This window comes from Pseudomonas sp. NPDC087029, assembly GCF_044745345.1.
Lineage (GTDB): Bacteria > Pseudomonadota > Gammaproteobacteria > Pseudomonadales > Pseudomonadaceae > Aquipseudomonas > Aquipseudomonas faucium.
The window spans coordinates 526805-544738 of sequence record NZ_JBIVAB010000002.1; the positions used below are offsets into that span (position 1 = coordinate 526805).

At 60.9% G+C, this 17934-nt stretch carries 1 protein-coding gene; it reads right to left on the bottom strand.

All coding sequences use genetic code 11. The features are described 5' to 3' along the window. Positions 1-130: 130 nt before the first annotated feature. Positions 131-17908 (bottom strand): immunoglobulin-like domain-containing protein, encoded by a 17778-nt coding sequence (locus ACIPG5_RS05785; RefSeq protein WP_401373738.1) that lies wholly within the window; start codon positions 17906-17908, stop codon positions 131-133. Positions 17909-17934 lie beyond the last annotated feature (26 nt).

Here is a 17934-nt window from a genome sequence, read left to right on the forward strand (position 1 = left end):
CTTGTTGGTAGACAGCAGCATAGGCAAAGTTCTCCGGGCGCGTCAGCCCGGCGCATGAGTATGCGCTGCGCGAGGGTGGGAGAAAAGACCGCTGCCGCGGTGGCCAGGTACGGCCACCGCGGCAGTGGGGTCAGTTGTTGTCGATCTTGATGGTCGGGTCGGCACCGCTGATCAACGAGTTGATCGTGGTATTGGACCAGTTCACCCCTTCGAGCTTGATCGTCACGTCGGCATTGGCCAGGCCGCCGGCCGCGTTGAGCTTGCCCTCGGTGCTCACCTGCAGGGTCGAGGAGCCATCGACGGTGGTGATCTTCAGGAAGTTGTCGATGGTGCTGGCCTTCTCGCCCTGCAGCAGGTCGCGCAGGTCGAGGCGGTCGCCCTCGCTGGACTTGAAGTCCTTGATCACATCGTTGCCCAGGTCGCCGGCCTTCCACACGAAGGTGTCGGCACCGCTGCCACCGATCAGGATGTCGTTGCCCTGGCCGCCGATCAGGGTGTCGTTGCCCGAACCGCCCAGCAGGATGTCATTGCCCTTGCCGCCATCGAGCAGGTCGTTGCCACCCTGGCCGAAGATGATGTCATTGCCCGCGCCACCCATCAGGGTGTCGGCACCGTCGTTGGCGCCGGAGACATCGAATTCGGTGTAGTGCTCGCTGACGTACTTGTGCATCGCCCGCGCGTCCACATCACCGGCATCGACGCCCAGCTTGCTGGCGACATACCCCTGGATCGCCTCGACACCGGTACCGGCGATCGACGGGAAGGTCAGCAGGTCGCCGAAGATGATGTCGTTGCCATCACCGCCGTTGACCGTGTCGTTGCCCGGCTGGGTGACTTCGGTGTGGCCGAGGATCGCATCGGCCAGCTTGCTCGGGTCGATGTTGGTCTGCGGCTTGCCATCAGTGTCGTAAGGCTTGAGATCGCTGGTCTTGACGTCGTTGTTGAGGCCGATGGCCTCCACGTCCGAAAGCCCCGCCAGGATCTTGAAGCTGTCGGTGGAGTTGGTGGTGGTGGCTTTGTCGGTGCTGTTGCCAGTACCGGCCAAGGTCGACAGCTCGTAGGTGCCATCGCCCTGGGCGTGGATCGAGTACGAGCTGTAGTTGTACCAGCTGCTGCCGTACTTGTACTGGACGGTCATGGAGCCATCGGAATCGATGTTCACCCGGGTGCTGCTGTCCACGCTGCCACGGTAGACCGTGTCGCCCATCTTGTAGTTGATCGACGACAGGTAGGTATCCAGGTTGACGTTGCTGTAACCCAGTTTCGGGTTGCCCTGCTCGTTGGTCTGGTAGTAGGTCGGCTGGCCATCGGTAATGAAGAACGTCTGGTTGCTGCCCGTGCTGCCGGCGTCCTTGAGGTTCTGGAACCAGTTGGCAGTGGTCTTGAAGGCGTCTTCGTAGTTGGTGCCGCCGTTGGACTTCAGGCCGTTCAGGGCATTGAGCAGCGTCTGCAGGCCGGCGTCGTTGAGGGTCACCGAAACGGTGCTCTTGACCTGGGTGGCGAAGTCGACCAGCAGGATGTTCACGGTACCCGACTGCGAGCCCTTGACGCTGGCAGCCAGGGTCTTGAACACCGACTCCAGCGAACTCTTCGCCGCGTTCACGCCCGAGGAGCCCATGCTGCCCGAGGTGTCGACGATGAAGGCGATGTTGTAGTCCTGGCCCGGCACCACGTGCAGGCCGCTGACATCGGCGACGATGATGTCGTTGCCATCGGTGCCGGTGATGTTGTCGCTGTCGGAGGACAGGTTGCTGGTGGTGTACGCCTGCGGGTAGACCGTGACCTTGATGCTGCCTTCGCTGGTGGCGGTGCTGCCGCCAACGCTCTCGGTGGAGGTCGAGGTGACCTTCACGTCGAACTGGCCGGCGTAGTAGGCCGGCGGCTTGATGGTCAGACTGCCGAGGTTCCAGCCGGTGACATCCACCGGGCTCGAGCCGACGGTGAAGGTGTGGCCTGCGTTGTCGGCGACCACCGAGCCTGCCGGGATGCCGCTGAGCTTGACGTTCAGGCTCTCGGAGCCGTCGGTGTCGGTCAGCCCGGTGCTGATGCCCACCAGCTTGACCGGCGCGCCGTTCTCGCCACCTTCGTTGAGCTTGTAGCCGTCGTAGTAGCCCTGGCCGTTGCTGCCATGCAGGTCGGACACCGTGACCCCGGCGCCAGCCAGCGCACCGACGTTCGGGTACATCGGGATGTTGGCACTGTTGAGGTCGGTGACCGCGCCGTTGCCCACCTTGATGTTGACGTCGAGGCTGCCTGGGCCTGCCTGGTTGGCGTTGTAGATTTCCAGGGTGTAGTAGCCGCTGGTGGTCGGCGTGAAGCTGCCGGAAATGCTGCCGCTGCCCGAGCCCCAGGTGGCGCCGGCGACGTTCTTGCCACCGATGACGATCTGCAGGCTGTCGTCGGCGGTGCCGCTGAAGGTGTAAGTCTTGCCGGCTTCCAGGTAGATCAGGCCGGAGGTCTTCGAACCGGTGCCCGGGGTGACGGTGGCCGAGGTATCGACCGTGTTCACCAGCTCACTTTTGCTGGCGTTGCCGGAGTTGGCGAACACGTTCTTCAGCGCATCGCCGGTGATGCCATTGCCGTTGGTGCCCAGGCCGGTGAGGCTGGTCCAGGTTTCCTTGGTCAGGCCGAGCGAGTTGACGTTGTTGCTGCCAATGCTCAGGTCCGGCTTGTCGGCAACCGGGGCGATGTCGACCTTCAAGGTCGCCTCGCTGCCCGCGTCCTTGCCATCGGTTGGCTTGTACTTGATCTGCGCGTAGTCGGCCTGCTTGTTGCCCACGCCGCTGCCGCCGTAGCCGTCGATGCCCGACTGGTTGGCCAACGGCACGAACTTGAGCTTGCCTGCGTCGATGTCGGCCTGGCTGATGGTCTGGCCGGCCTTGACGTCGACCCAGCTGGTGCCGTTGAACAGTTTCAGCGTGCCGGCGTCCGGCAGCTTGGTGATGGTGATGCCCAGGCTGCTGGTCGGCGAGTCGACGTCGCGGACATTGAAGTCGTTCCAGCCCAGCACCAGGTCGGTATCTTCCTGGCCGGTGACGGCGCCGCCGGTGCTGACCGGCGCGTCGTTGACCGCGATGACGTTGACCGTGGTGGTGGCGGTGTTCGAGGTGTTGACGCCATCGGTCACGGTCACCGTGATGATCCGCGGCGTGGTGCTCGGGTCTTCACTGGTGTTGATGAAGGTGATGTTCTTGATGGCCTGGATGTAGTCGGCCAGCGATGCGTTGCCGCTCAGGGTCAGCACCACCTTGCCGTCGGTGCTGTTGGCGTTGATGGTGATGCCGCCGACGCTGTTGCCCAGGTTCAGGGCATCGCCTGGCTGGCGGTTGGTCAGGATCACGGTGGCGCCGGTGAGCATCGAGCTGTCGAAGTCGGTGATCGACACGTCCACATCACCGATCGACACGCCGCTGCCCGGCTGGTTCTCGGTGAAGGTGGTCTGGTAGTCGGCGCCGGTCTTGCCGCTGGAATCGTTGGCGTCCAGGTCCAGCACCGGGGCGGGCTCGAAGATCTGCGTGGTGACGCTGCCGGCGGTACCGCTGACTTCCAGCTTCTCGAAGTTGCCGCCGGTGGCCGAGTCGACCTTGACGGTGAACTGCTCGGTGCCTTCGGTGACGTTGTCCTTGAGGGTCGGGATGGTGAAGTTGGCGGTGGAGCTGCCAGCCTTGATGGTCACCGTGGTCACGCCGGTGTAGTCCGCGCCGTTGGTAGCGGTGCCGGTGTAGCTCAGCTTGACCGTGACATCGGTCTTCGCCGGGCTGGTCAGGGTCAGCGTGTAGGTGGCGTTGCCGCCCTCGGCGACGGCCGTGGTGCCGGTGATCGACAGGGTCGTGGTGTCGAGGGTATCGGCGATGTTGGCGACCGCGGTGGCGCCGGCCACGCTGGTGGCTTCGAAGTTGCCGCCGTTGATCGCGGTGACGGTCGCGGTCATCGTGCTGGCGTCGTTGTACACGTCCTCGCCATTGGGGTTCGGTACCGCCAGGGTGCCTTTGCCGGTGGCGTCGAGGTTGACCGTGTAGTTGGTGCCGGCAACGTTGACGGTCAGGGTTGCCGGGCTGCCGCTCTGTGGCGGGTTGCTCAGCTGGAAGTTGAAGATGACGTTGGCGTCGCCTTCTTTTGCCGGGTTGGCCGTGACCGCCACGGTGGTGGTGTCGAGGGTGTCGGCGATGTTCGCGGTGGCGTTGGCGCCGGTCAGGCTGACGTTCTCGAAGTTGCCGCCGTTCACGGCAGTGACCGTGGCCTTGAGGGTGCTGGCGTCGTTGTAGACGTCTTCACCATTGGGGTTCGGTACCGCCAGGGTGCCCTTGCCGCTCGCGTCGACCTTGACCGTGTAGTTGGTGCCCGCGACGTTGACGGTCAGCGTGGTGGCGCTGCCGGCTTGTGGCGGGTTGCTCAGCTGGAAGTTGAAGGTGACGGTGGCGTCGCCTTCTTTTGCCGGGTTGGCTGTGACCGCCACGGTGGTGGTGTCGATGGTGTCCTTGATCTCGGCAGTCGCAGTGGCGCCGGTCAGGCTCACGTTCTCGAAGTTGCCGCCGTTCACGGCAGTGACCTTGGCAGTGACGCTGCTGGCGTCCAGGTACACGTCTTCGCCGTTGGTGTTGGCGATGACCAGGGTGCCTTTGCCGGTCGCATCGATGTTCAAGCTGCGGCTGACGCCGCCGACATCGACGGTGAGCGTGGTGGTGCTACCGGTTTGCGGCGGGTTGCTCAGCTGGAAGTGGAAGGTGATGTTGGCATCGCCTTCTTTTGCTGGGTCAGCCGTCACCGCCACGGTGGTGGTGTCGATGGTGTCCTTGATTTCAGCGGTCGCGGTGGCGCCGGTCAGGCTCACGTTCTCGAAGTTGCCGCCGTTCACGGCAGTGACCGTGGCCTTGAGGGTGCTGGCGTCGTTGTAGACGTCTTCACCATTGGGGTTCGGTACCGCCAGGGTGCCCTTGCCGCTCGCGTCGACCTTGACCGTGTAGTTGGTGCCCGCGACGTTGACGGTCAGCGTGGTAGTGCTGCCGGCTTGCGGTGGGTTGCTCAGCTGGAAGTTGAAGATGACGGTGGCATCGCCTTCTTTCGCCGGGTTGGCCGTGACCGCCACGGTGGTGGTATCGATTGTGTCGGCGATGTTCGCGGTCGCAGTGGCGCCGGTCAGGCTGACGTTCTCGAAGTTGCCGCCGTTGACTGCGGTGACCGTGGCCTTGAGGGTGCTGGCGTCGTTGTAGACGTCTTCACCGTTGGGGTTCGGTACCGACAGGGTGCCCTTGCCAGTCGCGTCGACCTTGACCGTGTAGTTGGTGCCCGCGACGTTGACGGTCAGCGTGGTGGCGCTGCCGGCTTGTGGCGGGTTGCTCAGCTGGAAGTTGAAGGTGACGTTGGCGTCGCCTTCTTTCGCTGGGTCGGCGGTCACATTGACCGTCGTGGTGTCGATGGTGTCCTTGATCTCGGCAGTCGCAGTGGCGCCGGTCAGGCTCACGTTCTCGAAGTTGCCGCCGTTCACGGCAGTGACCTTGGCAGTGACGCTGCTGGCGTCCAGGTACACGTCTTCGCCGTTGGTGTTGGCGATGACCAGGGTGCCTTTGCCGGTCGCATCGATGTTCACGGTGCGGCTGACGCCGCCGACATCGACGGTGAGCGTGGTGGTGCTGCCGGTTTGCGGCGGGTTGCTCAGCTGGAAGTGGAAGGTGATGTTGGCATCGCCTTCTTTTGCTGGGTCAGCCGTAACCGCCACGGTAGTGGTGTCGAGGGTGTCCTTGATGTCGGCGGTGACGCTCGACTTGCTCAGGTCGACCGCTTCGAAGTTGCCGCCATCGACTTTGGTGACGGTCGCGGTCAGCGTCGAACCATCTTTGTAGACGTCTTCGCCGTTGGTGTTCGGAACTGCCAGGACGCCTTTGCCAGTTGCATCCACTTTGACGGTGTAGTCGGTACCGCCGACGTTCACGGTCAGAGTCGTGGCGCTACCAGCCTGCGGCGGGTTGCTCAGCTGGAAGTGGAAGGTGACGTTGGCGTCGCCTTCTTTTGCAGGATCAGCCGTGACTGCCACGGTGGTGGTGTCGATGGTGTCCTTGATGTCGGCGGTCACGCTCGACTTGCTCAGGTCGACCGCTTCGAAGTTACCGCCATCAACTTTGGTGACGGTCGCGGTCAGCGTCGAACCATCTTTGTAGACGTCTTCGCCGTTGGTGTTCGGGACTTCCAAGACGCCTTTACCAGTCGCGTCGACTTTGACGGTGTAGTCGGTGCCGCCGACGTTCACGGTCAGGGTCGTGGCGCTACCAGCCTGCGGCGGGTTGCTCAGCTGGAAGTGGAAGGTGACATTCGCGTCGCCTTCTTTCGCAGGATCGGCTGTTACGGTGACCGTGGTGGTGTCGATCGTGTCTTTGACGTCGGCCGTCACAGTCGCCTTGCTCAGATCAACTTCTTCGAAGTTGCCGCCATTTACGGCCGTCACTTGCGCAGTCACGGTAGTACCGTCTTTGTAGACGTCTTCACCGTTAGTGTTCGGGACTTCCAGGACACCTTTACCGGTCGCATCGACTTTGACGGTGTAGTCGGTGCCGCCGACGTTCACGGTCAGCGTCGTGGCACTGCCGGCCTGCGGTGGATTGCTGAGCTGGAAGTGGAAGGTGACGTTCGCGTCGCCTTCTTTCGCTGGATCTGCCGTCACGGCGACCGTGGTGGTGTCGGTCGTGTCTTTGACGTCGGCCGTTGCAGTGGCCTTGCTCAGATCAACTTCTTCGAAGTTACCGCCGTTGACCGCTGTTACTTCGGCAGTCACGGTCGTGCCGTCTTTGTAGACGTCTTCGCCGTTGGTGTTCGGGACTTCCAGGACACCTTTACCGGTCGCGTCGACTTTGACGGTGTAGTCGGTACCGCCGACGTTCACGGTCAGGGTCGTGGCGCTACCAGCCTGTGGTGGGTTGCTCAGCTGGAAGTGGAAGGTGATGTTGGCATCGCCTTCTTTTGCTGGATCAGCCGTGACCGCCACGGTGGTGGTGTCGAGGGTGTCCTTGATGTCGGCGGTCACGCTCGACTTGCTCAGGTCGACCGCTTCGAAGTTGCCACCATCGACCTTGGTAACGGTCGCGGTCAGCGTCGAGCCATCTTTGTAGACGTCTTCGCCGTTGGTGTTCGGGACTGCCAGGACGCCTTTGCCAGTTGCATCCACTTTGACGGTGTAGTCGGTACCGCCGACGTTCACGGTCAGAGTGGTGGCGCTACCAGCCTGCGGCGGGTTGCTCAGCTGGAAGTGGAAGGTGACGTTGGCGTCGCCTTCTTTTGCAGGATCAGCCGTGACTGCCACGGTGGTGGTGTCGAGGGTGTCCTTGATGTCGGCGGTCACGCTCGACTTGCTCAGGTCGACCGCTTCGAAGTTACCGCCATCAACTTTGGTGACGGTCGCGGTCAGCGTCGAACCATCTTTGTAGACGTCTTCGCCGTTGGTGTTCGGGACTTCCAAGACGCCTTTACCAGTCGCGTCGACTTTGACGGTGTAGTCGGTGCCACCGACGTTCACGGTCAGCGTCGTGGCACTGCCGGCCTGCGGTGGATTGCTCAGCTGGAAGTGGAAGGTGACATTCGCGTCGCCTTCTTTTGCTGGATCGGCCGTCACGGTGACCGTGGTGGTGTCGATCGTGTCTTTGACGTCGGCCGTCGCGGTGGCCTTGCTCAGGTCAACTTCTTCGAAGTTCCCGCCGTTAACTGCAGTCACCTCGGCGGTGACGGTGGTGCCGTCTTTATAGACGTCTTCACCGTTGGTATTCGGGACTTCCAGGACGCCTTTGCCGGTCGCATCGACTTTGACGGTGTAGTCAGTCCCACCGACGTTCACGGTCAGCGTGGTGGTGCTGCCCGCTTGCGGCGGATTGCTCAGCTGGAAGTGGAAGGTGACATTCGCGTCGCCTTCTTTCGCAGGATCGGCCGTCACAGTGACCGTGGTGGTGTCGATCGTGTCTTTGACGTCGGCCGTCGCAGTCGCCTTGCTCAGATCAACTTCTTCGAAGTTGCCGCCATTTACGGCCGTCACTTCCGCAGTCACGGTAGTACCGTCTTTGTAGACGTCTTCACCGTTAGTGTTCGGGACTTCCAAGACACCTTTACCGGTCGCATCGACTTTGACGGTGTAGTCGGTACCGCCGACGTTGACAGTCAGCGTGGTGGCGCTGCCAGCCTGCGGCGGGTTGCTCAGCTGGAAGTGGAAGGTGACGTTGGCATCGCCTTCTTTCGCAGGGTCAGCCGTGACCGCCACGGTGGTGGTGTCGGTGGTGTCCTTGATCTCGGCGGTGACGCTCGACTTGCTCAGGTCCACCGCTTCGAAGTTGCCGCCATCGACTTTGGTGACGGTCGCGGTCAGCGTCGAACCATCTTTGTAGACGTCTTCGCCGTTGGTGTTCGGAACTGCCAGGACGCCTTTGCCAGTTGCATCCACTTTGACGGTGTAGTCGGTACCGCCGACGTTCACGGTCAGAGTAGTGGCGCTACCAGCCTGCGGCGGGTTGCTCAGCTGGAAGTGGAAGGTGACGTTGGCGTCGCCTTCTTTTGCAGGATCAGCCGTGACTGCCACGGTGGTGGTGTCGAGGGTGTCCTTGATGTCGGCGGTCACGCTCGACTTGCTCAGGTCGACCGCTTCGAAGTTACCGCCATCAACTTTGGTGACGGTCGCGGTCAGCGTCGAACCATCTTTGTAGACGTCTTCGCCGTTGGTGTTCGGGACTTCCAAGACGCCTTTACCAGTCGCGTCGACTTTGACGGTGTAGTCGGTGCCGCCGACGTTGACGGTCAGGGTCGTGGCGCTACCAGCCTGCGGCGGGTTGCTCAGCTGGAAGTGGAAGGTGACATTCGCGTCGCCTTCTTTCGCAGGATCGGCTGTTACGGTGACCGTGGTGGTGTCGATCGTGTCTTTGACGTCGGCCGTCGCGGTGGCCTTGCTCAGGTCAACTTCTTCGAAGTTCCCGCCGTTAACTGCAGTCACCTCGGCGGTGACGGTGGTGCCGTCTTTATAGACGTCTTCACCGTTAGTATTCGGGACTTCCAGGACACCTTTACCGGTCGCGTCGACTTTGACGGTGTAGTCGGTACCGCCGACGTTCACGGTCAGGGTCGTGGGGCTGCCAGCCTGCGGTGGATTGCTCAGCTGGAAGTGGAAGGTAACGTTCGCGTCGCCTTCTTTCGCTGGATCAGCGGTGACCACCACAGTGGTGGTGTCGATGGTGTCTTTGACGTCGGCCGTCGCAATGGCCTTGCTCAGGTCAACTTCTTCGAAGTTGCCACCGTTGACCGCAGTCACCTCGGCGGTGACGGTGGTGCCGTCTTTATAGACGTCTTCACCGTTGGTATTCGGGACTTCCAGGACGCCTTTGCCAGTCGCATCGACTTTGACGGTGTAGTCGGTCCCACCGACGTTCACGGTCAGAGTCGTAGTGCTGCCAGCTTGCGGTGGATTGCTCAGCTGGAAGTGGAAGGTGACATTCGCATCGCCTTCTTTCGCAGGATCAGCCGTGACTGCCACGGTGGTGGCGTCGATCGTGTCTTTGACTTCAGCAGTGACGCTCGACTTGCTCAGGTCCACGGCTTCGAAGTTGCCGCCATTTACGGCAGTCACTTCGGCAGTCACGGTCGTGCCGTCCTTGTAGACGTCTTCACCGTTGGTATTCGGAACTTCCAGGACCCCTTTACCAGTGGCATCGACTTTGACGGTGTAGTCGGTGCCACCGACGTTGACGGTCAGGGTCGTGGTGCTGCCAGCCTGCGGTGGATTGCTCAGCTGGAAATGGAAGGTGACGTTCGCATCGCCTTCTTTCGCTGGATCGGCCGTCACCACAACGGTGGTGGTGCCTTCTGGCGTAATGGTGTCTTCGACCGTAACGGTATGCGTGGCGTTATCGAGGTTAACGGCCTCGAAGTTGCCGCCATTCACGGCAGTGACTTCCGCAGTTACGGTGCTGGCGTCTTTGTAGACATCTTCCAGGTTGGTGTTTGGAACCTCCAGAACACCTTTACCGGTTGCATCGACTTTGACGGTGTAATCGGTACCGCCGACGTTGACGGTCAGAGTCGTGGTGCTGCCCGCTTGTGGTGGATTGCTCAGCTGGAAGTGGAAGGTGACGTTGGCATCACCTTCTTTCGCTGGATCAGCGGTGACCACCACGGTGGTGGTGTCGATCGTGTCTTTGACTTCAGCAGTGACGCTCGACTTGCTCAGGTCCACGGCTTCGAAGTTGCCGCCATTTACGGCAGTCACTTCGGCAGTCACGGTGGTGCCGTCTTTGTAGACGTCTTCACCGTTGGTATTCGGGACTTCCAGGACACCTTTGCCGGTCGCATCGACCTTGACGGTATAGTCAGTCCCGCCGACGTTGACGGTCAGCGTCGTGGTGTTACCAGCCTGCGGTGGGTTGCTCAGCTGGAAGTGGAAGGTGACGTTCGCGTCGCCTTCTTTCGCTGGATCAGCGGTGACCACCACAGTCGTGGTGTCGATCGTGTCTTTAACGTCGGCCGTTGCAGTGGCCTTGCTCAGATCAACTTCTTCGAAGTTACCACCGTTGACCGCAGTCACCTCGGCAGTCACGGTGCTGCCGTCTTTGTAGACGTCTTCACCGTTAGTGTTTGGAACTTCCAGGACACCTTTACCGGTTGCATCGACCTTGACGGTGTAGTCGGTGCCACCGACGTTGACGGTCAGCGTCGTGGTGCTGCCAGCCTGCGGCGGGTTGCTCAGCTGGAAGTGGAAGGTGACATTCGCGTCGCCTTCTTTCGCAGGATCGGCCGTCACGGTGACCGTGGTGGTGTCGATGGTGTCTTTGACGTCGGCAGTCGCGGTGGCTTTGCTCAGGTCAACTTCTTCGAAGTTACCACCGTTGACCGCAGTCACCTCGGCAGTCACGGTGCTGCCGTCTTTGTAGACGTCTTCGCCGTTGGTGTTCGGGACTTCCAGGACGCCTTTTCCGGCCGCATCGACTTTGACGGTGTAGTCGGTACCGCCGACATTCACGGTCAGCGTGGTGGTGCTGCCCGCTTGCGGCGGATTGCTCAGTTGGAAGTGGAAGGTGACGTTGGCATCGCCTTCTTTCGCCGGATCGGCCGTCACGGTGACCGTGGTGGTATCGATCGTGTCCTTGACGTCGGCCGTTGCGGTGGCCTTGCTCAGGTCAACTTCTTCGAAGTTGCCACCGTTCACGGCAGTGACTTCCGCAGTCACGGTGCTGCCGTCTTTGTAGACGTCTTCACCGTTGGTATTCGGGACTTCCAGGACACCTTTGCCGGTCGCATCGACTTTGACGGTGTAGTCGGTACCACCGACGTTCACAGTCAGCGTGGTGGTGCTGCCGGCTTGCGGCGGATTGCTCAACTGGAAGTGGAAGGTGACGTTGGCATCGCCTTCTTTCGCAGGATCGGCCATCACGGTCACCGTGGTGGTGTCGATCGTGTCTTTAACGTCGGCAGTGGCAGTGGCCTTGCTCAGGTCAACGTCTTCGAAGTTGCCACCGTTTACGGCCGTTACCTCGGCAGTCACGGTGGTGCCGTCTTTGTAGACGTCTTCGCCGTTGGTATTCGGGACTTCCAGGACGCCTTTGCCAGTCGCGTCGACTTTGACGGTGTAGTCGGTACCACCGACGTTCACAGTCAGGGTGGTAGCGCTGCCAGCCTGCGGCGGGTTGCTCAACTGGAAGTGGAAGGTGACGTTCGCGTCGCCTTCTTTCGCAGGATCGGCCGTGACCACCACAGTGGTAGTGTCGATAGTGTCTTTAACGTCGGCCGTTGCAGTGGCCTTGCTCAGGTCAACTTCTTCGAAGTTGCCACCGTTTACGGCAGTGACTTCCGCCGTCACGGTGGTGCCGTCTTTGTAGACGTCTTCGCCGTTGGTGTTCGGAACTTCCAGCACACCTTTGCCAGTCGCATCGACTTTGACGGTGTAGTCGGTCCCGCCGACGTTCACGGTCAGGGTCGTAGCGCTACCAGCCTGCGGCGGGTTGCTCAGCTGGAAGTGGAAGGTGACATTCGCGTCGCCCTCTTTCGCAGGATCGGCCGTCACGGTGACCGTGGTGGTGTCGATGGTGTCTTTGACGTCGGCAGTCGCGGTGGCCTTGCTCAGGTCAACTTCTTCGAAGTTGCCACCGTTGACCGCAGTCACCTCGGCGGTGACGGTGGTGCCGTCTTTGTAGACGTCTTCGCCGTTGGTGTTCGGGACTTCCAGAACGCCTTTGCCAGTCGCGTCGACTTTGACGGTGTAGTCGGTCCCGCCGACGTTCACGGTCAGCGTGGTGGTGCTGCCCGCTTGCGGCGGATTGCTCAGCTGGAAGTGGAAGGTAACGTTCGCATCGCCTTCTTTCGCTGGATCAGCGGTGACCACCACAATGGTGGTGTCGATAGTGTCTTTGACGTCGGCCGTCGCAGTGGCCTTGCTCAGGTCAACGTCTTCGAAGTTACCACCGTTCACGGCAGTGACTTCGGCGGTCACAGTAGTGCCGTCTTTGTAGGCGTCTTCACCGTTGGTGTTCGGGACTTCCAGGACACCTTTGCCAGTCGCGTCGACTTTGACGGTGTAGTCGGTCCCGCCGACGTTCACGGTCAGCGTGGTGGTGCTGCCCGCTTGCGGCGGATTGCTCAGCTGGAAGTGGAAGGTAACGTTCGCGTCGCCCTCTTTCGCTGGATCAGCGGTGACCACAACAGTAGTCGTATCGATGGTGTCTTTGACGTCGGCCGTCGCGGTGGCCTTGCTGAGGTCAACTTCTTCGAAGTTGCCACCGTTGACCGCAGTCACCTCGGCGGTGACGGTCGTGCCGTCTTTGTAGACGTCTTCGCCGTTGGTGTTCGGAACTTCCAGGACGCCTTTGCCAGTTGCATCGACTTTGACGGTGTAGTCAGTGCCGCCGACGTTGACGGTCAGCGTCGTGGTGCTGCCCGCTTGCGGCGGATTGCTCAGTTGGAAGTGGAAGGTGACGTTCGCATCGCCTTCTTTCGCAGGATCAGCCGTGACTGCCACGGTGGTGGTGTCGATCGTGTCTTTGACTTCAGCAGTGACGCTCGACTTGCTAAGGTCCACGGCTTCGAAGTTGCCGCCGTTTACGGCAGTCACTTCGGCAGTCACGGTCGTGCCGTCTTTGTAGACGTCTTCGCCGTTAGTATTCGGGACTTCCAGGACACCCTTGCCAGTGGCATCGACTTTGACGGTGTAGTCGGTGCCGCCGACGTTCACGGTCAGCGTCGTGGTGCCCGCCTGCGGCGGATTGCTCAGTTGGAAGTGGAAGGTGACGTTCGCGTCGCCTTCTTTCGCAGGATCTGCGGTGACCACAACGGTAGTGGTGCCTTCCGGTGTAATGGTGTCTTCGACTGTAACGGTATGCGTGGCGTTATCGAGGTTAACGGCCTCGAAGTTACCGCCGTTCACTGCTGTGACTTCTGCAGTAACGGTGCTGGCGTCTTTGTAGACATCTTCCAGGTTGGTGTTCGGAACTTCCAGAACACCTTTACCGGCCGCATCGACTTTGACGGTGTAGTCAGTACCGCCGACATTCACAGTCAGCGTGGTGGTGCTGCCCGCTTGCGGCGGATTGCTCAGCTGGAAGTGGAAGGTGACGTTCGCGTCGCCTTCTTTTGCTGGATCAGCGGTGACCACCACAGTGGTGGTGTCAATGGTGTCTTTAACGTCGGCCGTCGCAGTGGCCTTGCTCAGGTCAACGTCTTCGAAGTTGCCGCCGTTGACTGCAGTCACCTCTGCGGTGACGGTGGTGCCGTCCTTGTAGACGTCTTCACCGTTGGTGTTCGGAACTTCCAGGACGCCTTTGCCGGTTGCATCGACTTTGACGGTGTAGTCAGTGCCACCGACGTTCACGGTCAGGGTCGTGGTGCTGCCCGCTTGCGGCGGGTTGCTCAGCTGGAAGTGGAAGGTGACATTCGCGTCGCCTTCTTTCGCAGGATCGGCCGTCACGGTGACCGTGGTGGTGTCGATCGTATCTTTGACTTCAGCAGTGACGCTCGACTTGCTCAGGTCCACGGCTTCGAAGTTGCCGCCATTTACGGCCGTCACTTCCGCAGTCACGGTGGTGCCGTCTTTGTAGACGTCTTCACCGTTGGTGTTCGGAACTTCCAGGACGCCTTTACCGGTCGCATCGACTTTGACGGTGTAGTCGGTACCACCGACATTAACGGTCAGCGTCGTGGCACTGCCAGCCTGCGGCGGGTTGCTCAGCTGGAAGTGGAAGGTGACGTTGGCATCGCCTTCTTTCGCAGGATCGGCCGTCACGGTGACCGTGGTGGTGTCGATCGTATCTTTGACTTCAGCAGTGACGCTCGACTTGCTCAGGTCCACGGCTTCGAAGTTGCCGCCATTTACGGCCGTCACTTCGGCAGTCACGGTAGTGCCGTCTTTGTAGACGTCTTCGCCGTTGGTGTTCGGGACTTCCAGGACACCTTTACCGGTCGCATCGACTTTGACGGTGTAGTCGGTACCACCGACATTAACGGTCAGGGTCGTGGCGCTGCCCGCTTGCGGCGGATTGCTCAGCTGGAAGTGGAAGGTGACGTTCGCGTCGCCTTCTTTCGCTGGATCGGCGGTGACCACAACAGTAGTGCTATCGATGGTGTCTTTGACTTCAGCAGTCACGCTCGACTTGCTCAGGTCCACGGCTTCGAAGTTACCACCGTTTACGGCAGTGACCTCGGCAGTCACGGTGGTGCCGTCTTTATAGACGTCTTCGCCGTTGGTGTTCGGGACTTCCAGAACGCCTTTACCAGTCGCATCGACTTTGACGGTGTAGTCAGTACCACCGACGTTCACGGTCAGCGTCGTGGTGCTGCCCGCTTGTGGCGGGTTGCTCAGCTGGAAGTGGAAAGTGACGTTCGCATCGCCTTCTTTCGCAGGATCGGCCGTCACGGTGACCGTGGTGGTGTCGATCGTATCTTTGACTTCAGCAGTGACGCTCGACTTGCTCAGGTCCACGGCTTCGAAGTTGCCGCCATTTACGGCCGTCACTTCGGCAGTCACGGTAGTGCCGTCTTTGTAGACGTCTTCGCCGTTGGTGTTCGGGACTTCCAGGACACCTTTACCGGTCGCATCGACTTTAACGGTGTAGTCGGTACCCCCGACGTTCACGGTCAGCGTGGTTGCGCTGCCAGCCTGCGGCGGGTTGCTCAGCTGGAAGTGGAAGGTGACGTTCGCGTCGCCTTCTTTCGCTGGATCGGCGGTGACCACAACAGTAGTCGTATCGATGGTGTCTTTGACTTCAGCAGTGACACTCGACTTGCTCAGGTCCACGGCTTCGAAGTTGCCGCCATTTACGGCAGTGACTTCGGCAGTCACGGTGGTGCCGTCTTTATAGACGTCTTCACCGTTGGTGTTCGGGACTTCCAGGACGCCTTTACCGGTCGCATCGACTTTGACGGTGTAGTCGGTGCCACCGACGTTGACAGTCAGCGTGGTGGTGCTGCCAGCCTGCGGTGGGTTGCTCAGCTGGAAGTGGAAGGTGACGTTCGCATCGCCTTCTTTCGCAGGATCAGCGGTAACCACCACAGTAGTGCTATCGATGGTGTCTTTGACTTCAGCAGTCACGCTCGACTTGCTCAGGTCCACGGCTTCGAAGTTACCGCCATTTACAGCCGTTACTTCGGCAGTCACGGTGGTGCCGTCTTTATAGACGTCTTCGCCGTTGGTGTTCGGGACTTCCAGAACGCCTTTACCAGTCGCATCGACTTTAACGGTGTAGTCGGTACCGCCGACGTTGACGGTCAGCGTCGTGGTGCTGCCCGCTTGTGGCGGGTTGCTCAGCTGGAAGTGGAAAGTGACGTTCGCATCGCCTTCTTTCGCAGGATCTGCCGTCACCACAACGGTAGTGGTGCCTTCCGGTGTAATGGTGTCTTCGACCGTAACGGTATGCGTGGCGTTATCGAGGTTAACGGCTTCGAAGTTGCCGCCGTTCACTGCAGTCACTTCTGCAGTAACGGTACTTGCATCCTTGTAGACGTCTTCCAGGTTGGTGTTTGGAACTTCCAGGACACCTTTGCCCGTCGCATCGACTTTGACGGTGTAGTCGGTCCCGCCGACGTTCACGGTCAGAGTCGTGGTGCTGCCCGCTTGCGGCGGATTGCTCAGCTGGAAGTGGAAAGTGACGTTGGCGTCGCCTTCTTTCGCAGGATCTGCCGTCACCACCACAGTGGTGGTATCGATGGTGTCTTTGACGTCGGCCGTTGCGGTGGCCTTGCTCAGGTCCACAGCTTCGAAGTTACCACCGTTTACGGCAGTGACCTCGGCAGTCACGGTGCTGCCATCTTTGTAAACGTCTTCACCGTTGGCGTTCGGGACACTCAAACTGCCTTTGCCCGAGGCATCGACGTTGACGGTGTAATTAGTACCACCCACGTTCACCGTCAGGGTGGTTGCGCTGCCAGCCTGCGGCGGGTTGCTCAGCTGGAAGTGGAAGGTGACATTCGCGTCGCCTTCTTTCGCAGGATCAGCGGTGACCACCACAGTGGTGGTGTCGATGGTGTCTTTGACCTCAGCAGTGACGCTCGACTTGCTCAGGTCAACGGCTTCGAAGTTGCCGCCATTTACGGCCGTCACTTCGGCAGTCACGGTGCTGCCATCTTTGTAAGCATCTTCACCGTTGGCGTTCGGGACACTCAAAGTGCCTTTGCCCGAAGCATCGACGTTAACGGTGTAGTTGGTCCCCCCCACGTTCACGGTCAGCGTCGTGGCGCTGCCCGCTTGTGGCGGGTTGCTCAGCTGGAAGTGGAAGGTAACGTTCGCATCGCCCTCTTTCGCAGGGTCAGCGGTAACCACCACAGTGGTGGTATCGATAGTGTCCTTGACCTCAGCCGTGACGTTCGACTTGCTCAAGTCGACCGCTTCGAAGTTGCCGCCATTGACGGCAGTCACCTCGGCAGTGACGGTAGAGCCATCTTTGTAGACATCGTCACCATTGGCGTTGGGAACACTCAGCGTGCCTTTACCCGAGGCATCGACATTGACGGTGTAGCTGGTACCCCCCACGTTCACGGTCAACGTCGTGGTGCTGCCAGCCTGCGGCGGGTTGCTCAGCTGGAAGTGGAAGGTGACGTTCGCATCGCCTTCTTTCGCCGGATCCGCCGTGACCACCACGGTAGTGGTGTCGATGGTGTCCGTGACCTGGGTCACCGCCGGCGTAGTGCTCGGGGTCACCACCAGGCCATTGCCGCCGCTGGTGCCGGTGATGGTGGTGGCGATCTGGCCAGCGTCGATGTAAGGCGTGTCATTGGGCGCGATCACGACGTTGACGGCGCCGCTGGTCTGGCCGGCGGGAATGACGATGACGCTGCCGTTGGACAGCGTGATGGTCAGGTCGCTCAGGGGCGCACGGCCAACGGTGGCGGTATAGACGATGACGCCACCCGCTTCGGTGATCGAAGGGGTGGCGCTGAGGGCCACGCCGGTCGCAAACGGTGTATCGGTGGTCGAGGTGTTCTGCTCGAGGCCGCCCACCTCCTGGGTGGTCAGCCCGGCATTGAAGGCAAGTGGGCCGGTGGGGAAGCCGATGGTCGGGTCTACCGCCCCGGCGGTCTCCTGCAGCATGACGAAACTGTGGCCGCCACCCACGGCGCCACCGCCAGCCGCCGCTGGGCCGGCTGCGGTCGCTTCGAGCTCGGTGGTCGGGTCGGCGCCAGCAGCAATTGCCTGCTGCAGCTCTTCCACCGACGGCGCGGCCTGAGCGGTAGCCTGGCTCAGGTCGGTGCTGCTGTCGGGCGCATCGGCGCTCCACTGGGTATCACGGCCCAGATCGAGCAGGCGGCCATCGGCCAGCTCCAGGGTAACGGCGCCGCCCGGGCCGGTAAGAACCTCTTCACCGGCCAGCAGGCGATCACCTTCGATCAATACGCGCCGGATGCCTTCTGGGGATACTGCGATGACTTGGCCAACAATACTTTTAACGATGGCTACAACGCTGCTCATTGGACTCTCCGGCTGACCCGATGTGA